This is a genomic window from Pseudomonas paeninsulae, assembly GCF_035621475.1.
GTDB classification, from domain to species: Bacteria; Pseudomonadota; Gammaproteobacteria; order Pseudomonadales; family Pseudomonadaceae; genus Aquipseudomonas; species Aquipseudomonas paeninsulae.
Map to the genome: position 1 here is coordinate 640614 of NZ_CP141799.1, position 16234 is coordinate 656847.

At 63.7% G+C, this 16234-nt stretch carries 15 protein-coding genes; 7 read left to right on the plus strand and 8 right to left on the minus strand.

Annotation, left to right across the window (positions count from 1 at the left end; translation table 11 throughout):
* Nucleotides 1-89: 89 nt before the first annotated feature.
* Nucleotides 90-290: a hypothetical protein gene (locus tag VCJ09_RS02890; RefSeq protein WP_324733042.1), complete on the plus strand. Its 201-nt coding sequence runs from the start codon at nt 90-92 to the stop codon at nt 288-290.
* A complete protein-coding gene (locus VCJ09_RS02895) occupies nt 287-1264 on the plus strand; it encodes a TIGR01212 family radical SAM protein (protein WP_324733043.1) in 978 nt (325 codons plus the stop codon). The genes VCJ09_RS02890 and VCJ09_RS02895 overlap by 4 nt, the downstream gene beginning before the upstream one ends.
* A gap of 240 nt (nt 1265-1504) precedes the next feature.
* On the opposite strand, the gene ppa is transcribed toward VCJ09_RS02895, so the two are convergent.
* Both ppa and VCJ09_RS02905 read right to left on the minus strand, forming a co-directional pair.
* Nucleotides 1505-2032 (minus strand): inorganic diphosphatase, encoded by a 528-nt coding sequence (gene ppa, locus VCJ09_RS02900; protein ID WP_079204597.1) that lies wholly within the window; start codon nt 2030-2032, stop codon nt 1505-1507.
* 77 nt (nt 2033-2109) lie between these two features.
* Nucleotides 2110-2949, minus strand: a complete 840-nt coding sequence (locus tag VCJ09_RS02905; RefSeq protein WP_324734582.1) for a M90 family metallopeptidase — start codon at nt 2947-2949, stop codon at nt 2110-2112.
* 120 nt (nt 2950-3069) lie between these two features.
* Between VCJ09_RS02905 and VCJ09_RS02910 the strand changes: the two genes are divergently transcribed.
* The gene (locus VCJ09_RS02910) at nt 3070-4665 is read left to right on the plus strand and encodes a serine/threonine-protein kinase (protein ID WP_324733044.1); all 1596 of its coding nucleotides are present in this window, start codon (nt 3070-3072) and stop codon (nt 4663-4665) included.
* An 86-nt stretch (nt 4666-4751) separates the two neighbouring features.
* Here VCJ09_RS02910 and VCJ09_RS02915 read toward each other — a convergent pair whose 3' ends face one another.
* The 5 genes from VCJ09_RS02915 to exaC all read right to left on the minus strand — a co-directional run bounded on the left by VCJ09_RS02915 (nt 4752) and on the right by exaC (nt 10669).
* A complete protein-coding gene (locus VCJ09_RS02915) occupies nt 4752-5207 on the minus strand; it encodes a GNAT family N-acetyltransferase (RefSeq protein ID WP_324733045.1) in 456 nt (151 codons plus the stop codon).
* Nucleotides 5208-5338: 131 nt separating this feature from the next.
* On the minus strand, nt 5339-6154 hold the full coding sequence (eutC, locus tag VCJ09_RS02920) for an ethanolamine ammonia-lyase subunit EutC (RefSeq protein ID WP_324733046.1): 816 nt from the start codon (nt 6152-6154) through the stop codon (nt 5339-5341).
* Nucleotides 6155-6210: 56 nt separating this feature from the next.
* Nucleotides 6211-7605, minus strand: a complete 1395-nt coding sequence (locus VCJ09_RS02925) for an ethanolamine ammonia-lyase subunit EutB (protein WP_324733047.1) — start codon at nt 7603-7605, stop codon at nt 6211-6213.
* 73 nt (nt 7606-7678) lie between these two features.
* Nucleotides 7679-8959 carry an ethanolamine utilization protein EutH gene (eutH, locus tag VCJ09_RS02930; RefSeq protein ID WP_079204602.1) on the minus strand — a complete coding sequence of 427 codons (1281 nt, stop codon included), beginning with the start codon at nt 8957-8959 and terminating at the stop codon, nt 7679-7681.
* Between the two features lie 189 nt (nt 8960-9148).
* Nucleotides 9149-10669: an acetaldehyde dehydrogenase ExaC gene (gene exaC / locus VCJ09_RS02935; protein ID WP_324733048.1), complete on the minus strand. Its 1521-nt coding sequence runs from the start codon at nt 10667-10669 to the stop codon at nt 9149-9151.
* A gap of 320 nt (nt 10670-10989) precedes the next feature.
* Here exaC and VCJ09_RS02940 point away from each other — a divergent pair, with 320 nt between their 5' ends.
* The 4 genes from VCJ09_RS02940 to VCJ09_RS02955 all read left to right on the plus strand — a co-directional run bounded on the left by VCJ09_RS02940 (nt 10990) and on the right by VCJ09_RS02955 (nt 15604).
* Nucleotides 10990-12888: a sigma-54-dependent Fis family transcriptional regulator gene (locus tag VCJ09_RS02940; RefSeq protein ID WP_324733049.1), complete on the plus strand. Its 1899-nt coding sequence runs from the start codon at nt 10990-10992 to the stop codon at nt 12886-12888.
* A 295-nt stretch (nt 12889-13183) separates the two neighbouring features.
* On the plus strand, nt 13184-14536 hold the full coding sequence (mpl, locus tag VCJ09_RS02945) for a UDP-N-acetylmuramate:L-alanyl-gamma-D-glutamyl-meso-diaminopimelate ligase (RefSeq protein ID WP_324733050.1): 1353 nt from the start codon (nt 13184-13186) through the stop codon (nt 14534-14536).
* Between the two features lie 149 nt (nt 14537-14685).
* Nucleotides 14686-15315 carry a flavin prenyltransferase UbiX gene (gene ubiX / locus VCJ09_RS02950; RefSeq protein ID WP_324733051.1) on the plus strand — a complete coding sequence of 210 codons (630 nt, stop codon included), beginning with the start codon at nt 14686-14688 and terminating at the stop codon, nt 15313-15315.
* Nucleotides 15308-15604, plus strand: a complete 297-nt coding sequence (locus tag VCJ09_RS02955) for a YceK/YidQ family lipoprotein (RefSeq protein WP_324733052.1) — start codon at nt 15308-15310, stop codon at nt 15602-15604. The genes ubiX and VCJ09_RS02955 overlap by 8 nt, the downstream gene beginning before the upstream one ends.
* Nucleotides 15605-15848: 244 nt before the next feature.
* Here VCJ09_RS02955 and VCJ09_RS02960 read toward each other — a convergent pair whose 3' ends face one another.
* Nucleotides 15849-16220 carry a thiol-disulfide oxidoreductase DCC family protein gene (locus tag VCJ09_RS02960; protein WP_324733053.1) on the minus strand — a complete coding sequence of 124 codons (372 nt, stop codon included), beginning with the start codon at nt 16218-16220 and terminating at the stop codon, nt 15849-15851.
* Between the last annotated feature and the right edge of the window lie 14 nt (nt 16221-16234).

Genomic DNA, 16234 nt, shown 5'->3' on the forward strand with positions numbered 1-16234 from the left:
CGGCGACGGCCAAGCGGGTATCCGCCTGGACGATAAGGCAATGGCTGTGCCTCGCTATTCGGCACTGCGGCGGATCGGTGGCTCAGCGCATGACGCCGTTCGTGACCGACGTCATCGACAAGCGCGAATCAATCCCCATGCTGCAGCGCCTGGCCACGGCACCGGGCGAGAAGCTTCTGCGGGGCACGTCCGCCCGTCGCGGAACTCCGAGTCTGGTGTGCCGGGATAACCGGGTGAGTCTTGGCGGTTACGCCGTCAATAAAGTCGTTGAGGAGGCGTTATTCCGATGAGCACAGAGACCCCGTGGCAGGGGCGGCGTTATTACCCCATCAGCCAGTATTTTCGTCGGCGCTTCGGTGAGCGGGTGGCCAAGATATCGGTGAGCATTGCCGAAACCTGTCCCAATCGCAGCTCGGCTAATGCAATAGAGCCCTGCATCTTTTGTGACGAATGGGGCTCGGCCGCTTATCCCCTGGAAAAGGATCGTGGCTTGCTGGAGCAGATTCGCTTTAATAAAAACCTGGTCAGCCGGCGGCTCAAGAGTCAGCGTTTCCTGGTGTATTTCCAGTCGTATACCAACACCCTAGATAAAGTAGAAATTCTCCGCCAGCGCTTCGACACGGCGCTGGCGGAAGACTATGTCGATGGCCTGGTGGTGGGCACCCGTCCCGATTGCCTGCCGCGCCGGATATTCCCTTTACTGGAGGAAATGAGCCAGCGCAGCTATGTCATGGTGGAACTTGGCGCCCAGAGCTTCTTCAACGACCAGTTGGCGTTTCTTAAGCGCGGACACAGCGCAGAAAAGAACATCGAGGCGGTTTGTGCGCTGGCCCGGCACACGCATGTGGATATTGGCGTGCATTTGATTTTCGGCATGCCTGACGATACGCCGGAGCGGCTCATCGAGACGGCGCGGATTATTAATAACTTGCCGATTTCCAATGTGAAGTTGCACAACTTGCATGTGTTGACTAACACACCGCTGGCGGACATGTATCGGCGCGGTGAGTTTGTACCCGACGAGCTCGATGCCTATGCCGACAAGGTCATCCTGTTCTTGCGGCACCTGTCGCCCACTGTCGCCGTGCAGCGCCTGGCCGCAGTCGCCAGTCGTTGGGATGAATTGATTGCGCCCAAATGGACCGGGCAGAAGATGCAGCCCATCGACTTTATCGAAACGAAAATGCGCCACGCCGGGGCTGTCCAGGGCGATCTTTATGCCGCGGATAGAATGCCCGATCGCATATTACTGGCCAGTGGCTAAGGACGGCCTGGGCAACCCGTGGCGGCTGTCGAATGGCTTCGCCTGAGTGGTTGCACTGCCGCGAGCGGCGGCAGGCGTGTGGCGCCAGCGATCCAGGCGCATGCAGCGAGTGGTGGGTCTGCTCTGGGCGTGTGCCCAATGAAACGCAGTATGCCCAAGGTGGCGGTTATGGGCGCTGGAGGTTAACTCACAGGCATAAAAAAGCCGGCTTGTGGCCGGCTTTTAGGGGGTGGTGTCAGCTTATTTTTGGTAAGCCGCCACTGCCTTGATGATTTCGGCGCGGGCTGCGTCGGCGTTGCCCCAGCCTTCTACCTTGACCCACTTGCCTTTCTCGAGATCTTTGTAGTTCTCGAAGAAGTGTTTGATCTGCTCGAGCAGCAGGGCGGGCAGGTCGGTGTATTCCTTAATGTCCACATACAACTGGCTCAGCTTGTCGTGCGGGACGGCGATCAGCTTGGCGTCGCCGCCGGCTTCGTCGGTCATGTGCAGGACGCCAACCGGACGCGCGCGGATTACTGCGCCAGGTGCCACCGGGTAAGGGGTCACAACCAGCACGTCGAGGGCGTCGCCGTCGTCGGCCAGGGTGTTGGGGATGTAGCCGTAGTTGGCCGGGTAAAACATCGGGGTGGCCATGAAGCGGTCGACGAACAGGCAATCGCTGTCCTTGTCGATTTCGTATTTGATCGGCGCGTGGTTGGCCGGGATTTCGATGGCGACGTAGATGTCGTTCGGTACGTCTAGACCGGCTGGAATCTTGCTGTAGCTCATGGAGTGACTCCCGGGGAAGGGCTAAAAAAGTGGCGAGATTATAGGCATATTCCCCGCCAGTTGCTATGCCGGGGGCTCTAGCCATTGGTCGCGTGGTGGCCTCCTTTGGATCTAGTGTGATAGCCAGGATGCTCCGCCAGCAAGCGCTGCAGGCGCGCCAGCGGGTCTTGCCGGTAGAACAGCGCCAGCTGCGCATAGACCGCGGGAAAGGCTGCGGCGAGCAGGTCCGGGGCGCTGAAGAAGTACTCGCTGGTGACCGCGAAGAATTCCGCCGGGTTTTCGGCGGCGTAGGCGTCGATGGCGGTTGCGCGGTGCGGATGGGCGTCGAGTTGGCTGTTCATGGCGTCGTAGGCGCTTTGCATGGCACTGGTCCAGTCGCCGATACGCATGCTGCCGTGCAGCGGTGGCAGGCCGTTGGCGACACCATTGAGCATGTCCAGCTTGTGCGCGAATTCGTGGATCACCAGGTTGTGACCGTCCCAGCCGCCGCCGGCCTGCACGCAGGGCCAGGCGAGGATTACCGGGCCCTGCAGCCAGGCCTCGCCGCTGTGTGCGCCATTCCACTCGTGAACCACGCCGCTGGCGTCGCGGTGACGTTGCGGGCTAACGAAATCGTCGGGGTAGAGGACGATCTCGTGGAAGTCCTGGTACCAGTTGAGGTCGGCCAGGTGCAGCAGCGGCAGCTCGGCCTGGGCCGCCAGGGTCAGACGGTCGCTGGTATCCAGTTCGACGCCGGGCAGGGTGCTCAGGTGTTTGTCGTGCAGGAACAGCACGGCGCGTTCGCACAGGCGCTGTTGTTCACTGTCGCTCAGACCGTCGAGCAGCGGCAGGCGCTGACGCACGGTGGCCCAGGTCGCGGGGGAGACTGGATGACGGGCTAGGATGCGCCGGCGGCGCCAGGCGCGGAACGACCACATGGGGACTGGCTCGAGTTGCACGGCCGCTCACCATAAGCGGCGTCTGTGCGTGCGGCAAGTTGCAACGAAGCGGCATAAAGGCTGCAACGCAATAGGCAGTGGTGCGCGGGAGGGCTGCCGATGTCGATAGAACGCATGGATCATCCTGCCGTCAGCCTGGTGCTGGGCGGCGGTATAGACCTGCCAAACCAGGCGGCGCGCGCTCGCGCGACTTGGCTGGCCGGGCGCCAGGGACGACCGCCGGTGTTGCTGGTGGCCTTGTTGTGGGCGCGCGAGTGCCCCGATGTGGTGCAGCAGCTGGAGGGTTATCTGGATGCGCTGTTCGCCGACTATCGCTGCACGCCCGCGGGCTGGAGCGAGGTGCAGGCGGCACGGCAGGTGTTGGCGGCGCTCAATCAGCAACTGTTCCACAGTCGGCAGACGGGGCGCCGTGTGCCGCAACTGGATGCCGGGGTGCTGTTGCTGCAGGGCGACGCTGCGCAGTTTCTGCAGGCCGGCGCGGTGGGTCTGCGGCGCTACAAGGGCGGGAGTCTGCAGAGCCTGCCGGGGCGTGAGGACATGCAATTGGGCCTGCAGGCAGAGCTGGCGCTGGTGCAGCACAGCTTGCCGTTGACTGAGGGCGAGGCGCTGTTGCTGGCGCCGCAGCCGTTGCTCGGCGTGGCCGATCTGGACAGCTTCCGCACCGGCTGCGCGGTGCTTGCCGTGGAGAGCCTGCCGGCGTTGCTGGCGCCCTTGCTCAAGGCGCCGGGCGCCGCCGTGCTGCTGTTAGCGGGTGCGGCCGCAAGCCTGCCGCCGCCGACGCCGCGCGAGCAGTGGCCGGCCCTTGCTGAGGCCGCGGCGGGCATCCTGCTGGATGGCTGGACGCTGCTCGACGAGTGCCCGTTCGGCCCAGCTGGTCGGCTGTTCCAGGCGCGCGACGAAAGCGGCCGCGAGGCCTTGCTGTGGCTCGCCGCGCAGGCGGCCGACGAGGTTTTCTGGCAGCGCGCATGGGCCTTGCGCCGTAGTCCGGTGGCCAGCTTGCCGCGGGTGCTGTCGTCGCATCGGCCGCGTCAGCATGCCTTTATGCTGTTCGAACTGCCTGCGCCGGGGATGCGCAGCCTGGTCGATTGGGCCGCGGGCCATGGTCCTGTGGATGGATCGACCCTGCTGGCCCTGCTCGATCAGGCGATTGCGGCCGTGCGCGCCCTGCAGCGCCGAGGTATGCAGGGGCTGTGGCTGAGTCCGCGCAATATCCTGATCGGCGAGAGCGGACGTCTGCTGTTGTTGCCGGAATATGCCGCGCTATTGCCGGGCGTGCCCCGTCAGCAGCTGCCCGCCGAGGCGATCCCGCAGGCGCCGGAGTTGCGCGGCGAGCAACGGCTGGATGGGCGTGCCGATCAGTTCGCCCTGGCGGCGCTGGCCTACTGGTTGATCTGTGGCCAATGGCCGAAAATCGCTTGCCCGGAAGGCGCGGCGTCGAGCCGTTATGTGCCGCTGGCCAGCTTCACCACGCACTTGCCGGCCGGTTGGGACGGCGTGCTGGCGCGGGCCTTGGCGCCCCAGCCGGCCGCGCGATTCGAGGCCTTGTCGGAGTTTCGCCAGGCGCTGCAGGAGCCATTGGCGCATCCGCCGGCTCTGGTGCGGATCAACCTGCGTGCACAGCCCTGGCGCCTGGCATTGCTCGGCGCAGTGGTGCTTCAGTTGGGGTTTGGCTTATGGCTTAGTCTGCTGGGGTAGGCGTAACGCACGCCGCTGGCGCACGCTACGGCAGGCCCTATCAAGCTGCCAGCATGGCTGCTGGATAGGGCCGGCGCGGCCCGCGGTCAATCGCCGTTGATGGGCAGCACGTAGTTCTTGAACTGCTCGTCTTCGACGAAACCGATCGACTCGTAGACCATCTGCGCCACCTCGTTATCGCGGCTGGTGGCGACGCGCATGCGCACGGCGTTGGTTTCCTTGGCCATGTTCTTGGCGGTTTGCAGCAGACGGTCGGCAACCAGCTGACGCCGCGCGTCTTCGGCGACATAGATGTCGTTGAGGATCCACACGCGCTTGAGCGCCAGCGAGGAATAGCTGGGGTAGAGCTGGCAGAAACCCAGCAACTTGTCCTCGTCGTCGGCCAGGGCCAGGTAAATCACCGATTCCTTGCGGCGCAGGCGGGTTTCCAGGAACTTGCGCGAGGAGTCGGGGAACGGCAGTTCGCCGAAGAACTCACGGTATTTGACGAACAGCGGGGTCAACAGATCCAGGTGCTCCAAGGTAGCAGGGACGATACGCATGGCGAGCCTCGGTATTAGTGATTGGCTGGGCTGGCAACGCATGAGCTGCGCCAGTGGACGCTTGGATGCTGCCTAATGCTTTTGGAAAGCGCAATCAAAACAAGCGTTTGATCTTATCTCGCTGGCGAAAACTAGCTCAGCAGGAAATTGCTCATGCCTGCTGGTACCGTGTCCATGCACGGCACTTGCGCCTCGTCTTTCAGATTGACCCCGGACAGCTGACGCCGACAGGCCTCGCGCATCAGGTACAGCAGGCGATGGGCTGCCATGCCATAACTTTGGCCCTCCAGACGTACGTTGGAGATGCAGTTGCGGTAGGCATCGGTGAGGCCGACGCGCGGCGCATAGGTGAAATACAGGCCGAGGCTGTCCGGCGAACTGAGGCCCGGGCGTTCGCCGATCAGAATCACCACCATCTTCGCGTTGAGCAGCTCGGCGACTTCATCGGCCACTGCCACGCGTCCCTGGGCCACTAAGGCCACCGGCGACAGCGACCAGCCTTCGGCGGTAGCCAGTTCTTCCATGCGGGCGAGAAATGGCAGCGCATGCCGATGCACGGCGAGCGCCGACAGGCCGTCCGCCACCACTACCGCCAGGTCCACGCCGCCGGGGTTGGCCTGGGCGTAGTCGTGTAAATGGCGGATCGATGCCTCATTCAGGCGGCGTCCCAGGTCGGGGCGCTGCAGGTAGCTATCGCGATCCGCCGCAGCACTGTGCAGCAGCACGCTGGCGCGGCCGCGGTCCGCCAGGCCGGCACTGAGGGCGGCATGGTCGAATGGCAGGTGCACCGCGTCACGCGCCTGGGCGTGGGCATACTGGAAGTCCAGCAGGGCCGTGGTGGGCAGGCTGGTGCCGGCGCGGCCGAGGGCGATGCGCGCCGGCGTCAGGCGGCGCAGCTCCTGCCAGGGATTTTCGGTGGTAGCGCAAACGGGCAGCTCTTGTTCCATGGTGATTCCTTGATCGCTGTTGTCGAGCTGGCCAGGCCCGCTTCTCCGGGGCGCTGTCAGCCCAGCTGGGCCAGGGCCTGGCGGAATGCCGGTGGTAGGTTGTCGCCGAAGCGCACGCGACCGTCAGCCTGGGTGAAGATGCCCATGCGCTGCAGCCAGGCTTCGAACTCCGGCGCCGGCTTCAGCCCCTGGCTCTGGCGCACGTAAAGGGCGTCGTGGAACGAGGTGGTCTGGTAGTTGAGCATGATGTCATCGGAACCGGGGATGCCCATGATGAAGTTGATCCCTGCCACGCCAAACAAGGTCAACAGCGTGTCCATGTCGTCCTGGTCGGCCTCGGCGTGGTTGGTGTAACAGACGTCGCAGCCCATCGGCAGACCGAGCAGCTTGCCGCAGAAGTGATCTTCCAGTCCGGCGCGGATGATCTGCTTGCCGTTGTACAGGTATTCCGGACCGATAAAACCGACCACGGTGTTGACCAGGAACGGTTTGAAATGGCGCGCCACCGCATAGGCGCGGGTTTCGCAGGTCTGCTGGTCGAGGCCGTGATGGGCGTTGGCCGACAGGGCACTGCCCTGGCCGGTTTCGAAGTACATCAGGTTGTTGCCGAGGGTGCCGCGCTTGAGCGACAGCCCGGCTTCGTAGCCTTCCTGGAGCACCTGCAGGTTGATGCCGAAGCTGGCGTTGGCCGCTTCGGTGCCGGCGATCGACTGGAACACCAGGTCCAGCGGCACGCCGCGGTTTATCGCCTCGATCGAGCTGGTGACGTGGGTCAGCACGCAGGCCTGGGTGGGGATTTCATAGCGCTGGATGATGCCATCGAGCATGCGCAGCATCTCGCAGATACTCACGACGCTGTCGGTGGCCGGGTTGATGCCGATCATGGCGTCGCCGTTGCCGTACAGCAGGCCGTCGAGAATGCTCGCGGCGATACCGGCCGGCTCATCGGTCGGGTGGTTGGGTTGCAGGCGGGTGGACATGCGTCCGCGCAGGCCGACGGTGTTGCGAAAGCGGGTGACCACGCGGATCTTCTGTGCCACCAGGATCAGGTCCTGCACGCGCATCAGTTTCGACACGGCGGCGGCCATTTCCGGGGTCAGGCCGGGGGCCAGGGCACGCAGCGAGGATTCATTGGCCTGGTCGCAGAGCAACCAGTCGCGCAGGCCGCCGACGGTCAGGTGGCTGACGGCGGCGAAGGCCGTGCGGTCGTGGCTGTCGATGATCAGTCGGGTGACTTCATCCTCTTCATAGGGGATCAGCGCCTCGTCGAGGAAATGCGCGAGGGGAATGTCGGCCAGGGTCATCTGCGCGGCCACCCGCTCGCCATCGCTGGCGGCGGCGACGCCTGCCAGGTAGTCGCCGGAGCGCGCCGGACTGGCCTTGGCCATGACCTTCCTGAGGCTGTCGAAACGGAAAGTCTCCGCGCCGACGGAATGGGAAAAACGTGCCATCTCAGTCTCCGTTGCAAATAGGCCGATGCGCTGCCGGGCGTAGACGCCGGCAGCGCACATTAATGCGGCAGATTCAGGCCGTTGCCTTGGCTCCGATCGGCAAGCCGTTGTCGGCCTTCGGCACATCCAGGTATTCATCTTCGGCAATGATCCCGGCGGCACGGTCCTGCGCCTCAAGTTGCAGGGCCTTCGGTACTGACAGCCAGTACGCGAGCCCGACGGCAATAAAGCCAGCACTTATCTTGCCAATCAGTACCGGCAGGATGATGGTCGGCTGGAAGTTGGCGGTGAACGATAAGTGATCGCCCAGCAGAAAGGCGGCGCAGACAGCAAAGGCGATGTTGATCACTTTGTCTTTTGGCGGCATAAACCGCACCAGGCGGAACATCGCGAGAATGTTGGCGATGGTCGCCAGCATGCCAGCGCTGCCAACCGCACTCAGGCCAACTTTAGAACCGAGGTTTTCCAGCGCTTGGCCGAAGTATTTGCGCAGCAGGTACACCATCGGGAACGCACCCGCCAGCATGATGCCGATGTAACCGGCAGTTTCCAGCGCGCGGGCCTGATCTTCGGCGTCGGCGATGATCGGGTGGAAGCCCCAACCACCGAATACTAATGTAAAGACCCCGGTGAAGTACTCGACGATGGAGAACACCAGCACCAGTTTGATCGCCGCGTCCATGGTCCGACCGAAGATGATGAAGCCCTTGATCATCATGTCCGGCAAGAAGCGCAGGCCGAGGGCCAGGGCCAGCACGAAGATCAGGATCGGCAGCAGGTTGGCGAAAATGCTGCCCAGGCCCAGTGCGAGTTGATACGTCGCCTCGCCGTTGGTGGCCACTAGATCACGCACCATCGGGTTGCCGAGCGCCAGAATCAGGCTGGCGATCAACACGCCTAGCGGGATGGTCAGGATGCCGGACATGACGCCCAGCGCCATGTATTTATGGTCGCGCTTGTCTAACATCGCCAGACCCATCGGGATCGAAAAGACGATGGTCGCGCCGCCCATGAACCCCGTGATCAGTGCCATTACCAGTGCTTCTTTGCTCGCGGCGAGTGCCGAGGCCAGCTGATAACCGCCCATGTCCGAAGCGATGATCATGGTTGCAGCCAGCGCAGGATCTGCGCCGAGCAAGGCGAAGAACGGGCCAAAGGCTTTTTCGATCACCACCGTCAGGTAGGGGATGGAGGCCATGATGCCCGCCGCCGGCACGAAGATATAACCGATGGCGTGGATGCCCTCCATGAATTCTTTACCAAGCCCTTCTTCGCTGTTGTAGATGGCAGCGAACGCGCCTAGTACGGCGCAGAGCATGATTAGATAAAGCACGTAATTGCCAATCTGGTCCATGAATGTGTCCTGATCTATTGTTGTTTTAGTTTGAGGTTTCACGCCTCATGCATGACTGTCAGCGCGCGGTTATTTGACGGCGCTGCGACTAGCACAAGCCAATTCGGCAAGCATGATGGTGCCGAATTGGACGCAAGTAATGTCGGATTGAGCGCGCCTCCCGGCGACAGAAGTCGCCGGGAGGATCGATTAAAAGAAGCCCAGCGGGTTGATGTCGTAGCTGATCAGCAGGTTCTTGGTCTGCTGATAGTGGTCGAGCATCATCTTGTGGGTCTCGCGGCCGACGCCGGACTTCTTGTAGCCGCCAAACGCGGCGTGCGCCGGGTACAGGTGGTAGCAGTTGGTCCATACGCGACCGGCCTTGATCGCCCGACCCATGCGGTAGGCGCGGTTGATATCGCGGGTCCACAGACCGGCGCCCAGGCCGAACTCGGTGTCGTTGGCAATCGCCAGGGCTTCGGCTTCGTCCTTGAAGGTGGTGATGCCCACCACCGGGCCGAAGATCTCTTCCTGGAACACGCGCATCTTGTTGTTGCCCTTGAGCAGGGTCGGCTGAATGTAGTAACCGCTGGCCAGGTCGCCTTCCAGGCGTTCCGCCGCGCCGCCGGTGAGCAGCTCGGCGCCTTCCTGCTGGGCGATCTGCAGGTAGCTGAGGATCTTGTCGTACTGCTGCTCGGAGGCCTGGGCGCCGACCATGGTCTCGGTGTCCAGCGGGTCGCCCCGCTTGATCAGCTTGATCTTCTTCATCACCTCGACCATGAAGGCGTCGTAGATCGACTCCTGCACCAACGCGCGGGATGGGCAGGTGCACACCTCGCCCTGGTTGAAGAACGCCAACACCAGACCTTCGGCGGCTTTTTCGATGAAGGCCGGCTCGGCATTCATGATGTCTTCGAAGAAGATGTTCGGCGACTTGCCGCCCAGCTCCACGGTCGACGGAATGATGTTCTCGGCGGCGCACTTGAGAATGTGCGAACCGACCGGAGTGGAGCCGGTGAAGGCGATCTTGGCGATGCGCTTGCTGGTGGCCAGGGCCTCACCGGCTTCGCGGCCGAAGCCCTGGACCACGTTGAGCACGCCCGGCGGCAGCAGGTCGCCGATCAGCTCCATCAGCACGGTAATCGACAGCGGCGTCTGCTCGGCTGGCTTCAAGATCACGCAGTTGCCGGCGGCTAGGGCCGGAGCCAGTTTCCAGGCAGCCATCAGCAGCGGGAAGTTCCACGGGATGATCTGCCCGACCACGCCCAGCGGCTCGTGGAAGTGATAGGCCGCGGTGTGCTCGTCGATCTCTGCGGCGCTGCCTTCCTGGGCGCGGATGCAGCCGGCGTAGTAACGGAAGTGGTCGGCGGCCAGCGGCACGTCGGCGTTGAGGGTTTCACGCACGGCCTTGCCGTTGTCCCAGGTTTCGGCCACGGCCAGCAGTTCGAGGTTGGCTTCGATGCGATCGGCGATTTTCAGCAGCACCAGCGAGCGGTTCTGCACCGAGGTCTTGCCCCAGGCATCGGCGGCGGCATGGGCGGCGTCCAGGGCCAGCTCGATGTCGGAGGCATCGGAACGGGGAAACTCACCGATCAGCGAGGCATCGACCGGGCTGGTGTTGCTGAAGTACACGCCATTGACCGGCGCGACAAACTCGCCACCGATAAAGTTGCCGTAGCGCGGTTTGAGGTTGATAACAGCGCCTGGTGTTCCGGGTTTTGCGTAGATCATGGTGGTGCTCCTGGCTCTTGTGCTTATTGGGGAGTGCAGCGCTGCTGCGCTTGCAAAGTCCTAGAGCAAGGGTCGGGCCAGGCTGATGAAAGTATCGTGCTAGAGCGGTCGAGCCTGCAGCTGAAGGGTCTCATCCGAAAGTACTGTCGCGACTTCGGCACAGCCGGGGGTGACACTTTGTCACGCCGCCGGTACAGCCCGTGACTCGCCGGTCTGCGCGGCGTTGCAATAGCGCCTGAGCTGGTGGATGCTGCGCCGTTGCGGGTGTCTCGCCAGGGCACGGGTTGCCTACCGCCACCCCGTAGCGGAGGACAATAAAAATGCACAATCATCTGAACCGCCACGCCCAGCAGGTGCTGACCGTGGCGCAGGGCAAGGCGCAAGTCGCCGGCCCGGCCGCCGATCCCTCGGTTGCGCGTTCCTGGCTGCGCTGCCTGGAACAGCACCACCTCGACCCTGCGCAGCCGATGGCGCCTGCGGTGCTCGAACACGCGCGCATGCTCGAGCGCCGCGAACAGCTGCAGCAGGTGCTGGAGATTTCCAGCAACGAGATGAACAGCCTGCACCGTCAGCTGGCCGGCTCCGGCCATGCGGTGCTGCTCACCGACGCGCGTGGGCTGATCCTCAACTGTGTCACCGAACAGGCGGAAAAACGCACCTTCGAGCAGGCCGGGCTGTGGCTCGGCGCCGACTGGAGCGAGGCTTGCGAGGGCACCAACGGCATCGGCACCTGCCTGGTCGAGCGCCAGCCGCTGACCATTCACCAGAACGAACATTTCCGCAGCCGCCATACCGGCTTGACCTGCTCGGCCAGCCCGGTATTCGACCCGCATGGCGAGCTGCTGGCAGTACTCGATGTGTCCTCGGCACGCCACGACGTCTCGCGGCAGAGCCAGTTTCACACCATGGCCCTGGTCAATCTGTCGGCCAAGGCCATCGAGGGCTGCCACTTCCTGCGCAGCTTCGAGGGCGAATGGCTGCTGCGTTTCCATGCCCAGGCCGAATATATCGGCCAGTTCAGCGAGGGCCTGCTGGCCTTCGATGGCGATGGCCGGGTCAGTGCGGTGAACCAGAGCGCGATCAACCTGCTCGGCCTGCCGCGTCAGCGTCTGCTCGGGCGCACCCTGCTGGAGATTTTCGACTGCCGCCTGGATGACCTGCTCGGTCGCGCCTCGCCGCAGCCCAGTGCCAGTTGGCCGCTGTATACCCAGCGTGGTCAGCTGCTCTTTGCCATGCTCCGTGGCCAGGCGCGGCGTAGTCCGCAAGCCCAGGGTGGGCAAACCTTGGCGACCCCCGGGCTGTGCCTGGCCGATGCGGACCTGCAGAACGATTTTCGCCGCGCCCTGAGGGTCTACGAACGCGACGTGCCGCTGCTGATCGGCGGCGAGACCGGTACCGGCAAGGAGGCTTTCGCCAAGGCGCTGCACCAGGTCAGCTCGCGCGGCGGCAAGCCCTTCGTCGCACTGAACTGCGCGGCGATCCCGGAGACCCTGATCGAGAGCGAGCTGTTCGGTTACCGCGGCGGCAGCTTTACCGGTGCACGCAAGGAGGGCATGCGCGGCAAGCTGCAGCAGGCCGACGGCGGCACCCTGTTCCTCGACGAGATCGGCGACATGCCGCTGGCGCTGCAGACCCGCCTGCTGCGCGTGCTCGAGGAGCGCCGGGTGGAGCCCATCGGCGGCGAGTCGCAACCCATCGACGTGCGGGTGATCAGCGCCAGCCACCGCGACTTGGTTGAGCAAGTGGCCAGCGGGCAATTTCGCGAAGACCTATTTTACCGCCTCAATGGCCTAGTCCTGCAGCTGCCGCCGCTGCGCGCGCGCAGCGACAAGCTGCAGCTGCTGCAGCACCTGCTCGGCGAGGAGGCCCGTGGCCAGGTGGTACGCCTGGAGGATCGGGCGCAGCAGGCCCTGCTCGACTACCGTTGGCCGGGCAATGTGCGGCAGTTGCGTAATGTGCTGCGCACTCTGGTGGCGCTGTGTGAGGACGGCATCATTCGTCACGCCGAACTGCCAGTGGAGATTCGCCGGATGCCGGCCCTGAGTGCAGCAAGCCCCCCGGCAGCCGGTGCGCCGCTCGAAGATGCCGAGCGCAGCGCCTTGCTATCCGTGCTGGAAAGCCAGCGCTGGCATATGACGCGCAGCGCCGAACAGCTCGGTATCAGCCGCAACACCCTCTACCGCAAGTTGCGCAAGCATGCCATCCGGCCGCGTGGTTGAGTCGTGACCTGGCCCGCTCCTGCAGGTGCGGGTGGCGGATCATCGCGACCTTTCTCGAGCGGATGCGGTTGAATCGTCGCGGCTGAGGTACCGGCCGTGCAAGAGGCTGCTGTGCTAACCTGCGGCGAGTTTTCCGGAGCCTTGTGTTCGTTCCGAGTAGCTCCAGGTGAGTGCTGGTTGTAGGCGCGGCGTCAGCCGCAAAATTCGCGGATAAATCCCTCCTACGGGCTCGCCATGCGCTTCTGCGATATGGCCTTTCTGACGGCCTTAATTCGTTGGTTTTTCGAGGTTATTCATGCATATCCATATTCTCGGTATCTGCGGCACTTTCATGGGCTCGCTGGCCGTGCTGGCCAAGGAGCTGGGGCACCGCGTCACCGGTTCCGACGCCAATGTCTACCCGCCGATGAGCACCCAACTCGAAGCCCAGGGCATCGAGCTGACCCAGGGCTACGATCCCGCGCAACTCGATCCGGCGCCGGATCTGGTGGTAATCGGCAATGCCCTGTCGCGCGGCAATCCAGCGGTTGAATATGTGCTCAACCAAGGCCTGCCTTACGTCAGCGGCCCGCAGTGGCTGGCCGACCATGTGCTGCAAGGGCGCTGGGTGCTGGCGGTGGCCGGTACCCATGGCAAGACCAGCAGCAGCAGCATGCTGGCCTGGGTGCTGGAGCATGCCGGCATGAGCCCGGGTTTCCTGATCGGCGGGGTGCCGCAGAACTTCGGCATTTCCGCGCGCCTGGGCGACACGCCGTTCTTCGTGGTCGAGGCCGACGAATACGACAGCGCCTTCTTCGACAAGCGCAGCAAGTTCGTCCATTACCGCCCGCGCACCGCGATCCTCAACAACCTGGAGTTCGATCACGCGGATATCTTCCCGGATCTGGCGGCCATCGAGCGGCAGTTCCATCACCTGGTGCGGACCATTCCCGGTGACGGCCTGATCATCCACCCGGCGGCCGAAGGGGCGCTGCAGCGGGTGATCGAGATGGGCTGCTGGACGCCGGTGCAGACCACCGGCGCAGGCGGCCAGTGGCAGGCACGTTTGCTCAGCGCCGATGGCGCACGTTTCGAGGTGTGGTTCGACGGCCGGCCCCAAGGCGTGGTCGATTGGCAGCTGACCGGCCAGCACAACGTGGCCAATGCCCTGGCGGTACTGGCGGCGGCGCGGCATGTCGGCGTGGTGCCGGAACTCGGTATCGCCGCGCTCTGCAGTTTTATCAACGCCAAGCGGCGCATGGAAAAGGTTGCCGAAGTCAATGGAGTGACCATCTTCGACGACTTTGCCCACCACCCGACGGCGATTGCCACCACCCTCGACGGTCTGCGTAAAAGCATCGGCAATGCCAGGTTGATCGCGGTAATCGAACCACGCTCCAACTCGATGAAACTCGGTGCCCACCGCGACGGCTTGCCGGGTTCGGTAGCCCAGGCCGATTCGGTGTACTGGTATGCCCCGGCCAGCCTCGGCTGGGATCTGGCCGCGACCGTGGCCTCATCGGCAGTGCCGACCCAGGTCTGCGATTCCCTGGAGGCGATCATCCAAGGGGTCAAGGCCGAAGCGGCGCCGGGCACCCAGGTGGTGGTGATGAGCAACGGTGGTTTCGGCGGCTTGCATGGCAAGCTGGCGGCGGCGCTGGCCTTATAAAAAGTGAAAATTCGCGCTCAAAGCGTCGTGAGCGCAGATTAGGCAAGGCGAAAGCTTGCGAGGAAGCGGAGTTTACAAGCGGTAAATGAGCATTCCGAGCAGGCTTTCAACGCAGCATAAGCAAGCGCAACAGCTTTGAGAGTGAATTTATGAGCGGTCCCGAACGCATTACCTTGGCCATGACCGGTGCCTCCGGCGCCCAGTACGGCCTGCGCCTGCTCGACTGCCTGGTGCAGGAAGACCGTGAGGTGCATTTCCTGATTTCCAGGGCCGCGCAGTTGGTGCTGGCCACCGAAACGGACGTGACCCTGCCAGCCAAACCCCAGGCCATGCAGACGTTCTTGAGTGAATACACCGGCGCCGCGCCAGGGCAGATTCGCGTCTACGGCAAGGACGACTGGATGGCCCCGGCGGCCTCCGGCTCGGGCGCGCCCAGCGCCATGGTGGTGGTGCCGTGCTCGACCGGCACCCTGTCGGCGATTGCCACGGGGGCTTGCAACAACCTGATCGAACGCGCCGCCGATGTGGTGCTCAAGGAACGTCGCCAATTGATCCTGGTGCCGCGCGAGGCGCCGTTCTCCAGCATCCACCTGGAGAACATGCTCAAGCTGTCGAACATGGGTGCGGTGATCCTGCCGGCGGCACCGGGCTTCTATCACCAGCCGCAGACCATCGACGACCTGATCGATTTCGTCGTCGCGCGCATCCTCAATTGCCTGGGCGTGCCCCAGGACATGTTGCCGCGCTGGGGCGAGCATCATCGGGTGTCGGATGAGTAACAGAACTGTGCGGATGGCGTGCCTGCTGCTCATCCTGTCGAGCAGCGGTTGCGCCACGGTGCGCACCCTGGATGCGGCCAAGTCGGGCGCGCCGGTGATCTATGCGGGCACTCGCCTGGATCTGTATGCGCTGAACAACGGCTGCTGCGCGCAAGAGCGTTTCGGCACCGAGGCGCCGCCATACCCCGGCCTCGACCTGCCCGCCAGTGCCCTGCTGGACACCCTGTTGCTGCCGTTCTCGCTGGCGACCGAATTGGGCGTGAGCCTGGGCGTCAGCGGCGGCTTATAGCTAGCAGGCCGTTGAAAAACTACTGCACTCGGTTATGCGGCGTTGAAATCAGCCTAAAAATGCTCATTTACAGCACGTAAACTGCGCTTTTTCGGCTAATTTCGCCTTGCCTAACCTTCGCTCGCTACATTTTTCAACGACCTGCTAGCCGAGTGGCGGCGATAAGGCGTGTTCTGCCGTACGCTGTTTGGATCAGGCTAAAGGCCGTCTGCACGCGGGGTTGGATGGGCTGTGCGGGCGCGGTTTACCAGTGTTTCAGCCAGCGATTCCAGCGGTACAGCGCACGGGCGAGCAGGTTGTAGCTCCAGCGTGCCAGCAGCTGCAGGCCGGGAATTTGTAGCAGTCTGCTCAACCACTGCTGGCCAGGGGTGCGCTGGAACAGCTCGGCAAAGGCGTCCACGCCGATCGCGATGCGCCCGGATTCATCCTTGAGGTAGAGACGCTCACGCACCTGCTCCAGTGGGGTGTCGAGTTCTGCGCAGGCGCCGGGTTGCTGATCAACGTCGATCCACTCGACCGGGCAACTGCCGTCGGCCTGCATGCGCTGGCGCTGCCCATCGATGCCGGCTTTGCACACCGGGCAGGCGCTGTTGTAGAAGACTTTGAGCGTGGCCATGGTGGCTCTGCGTG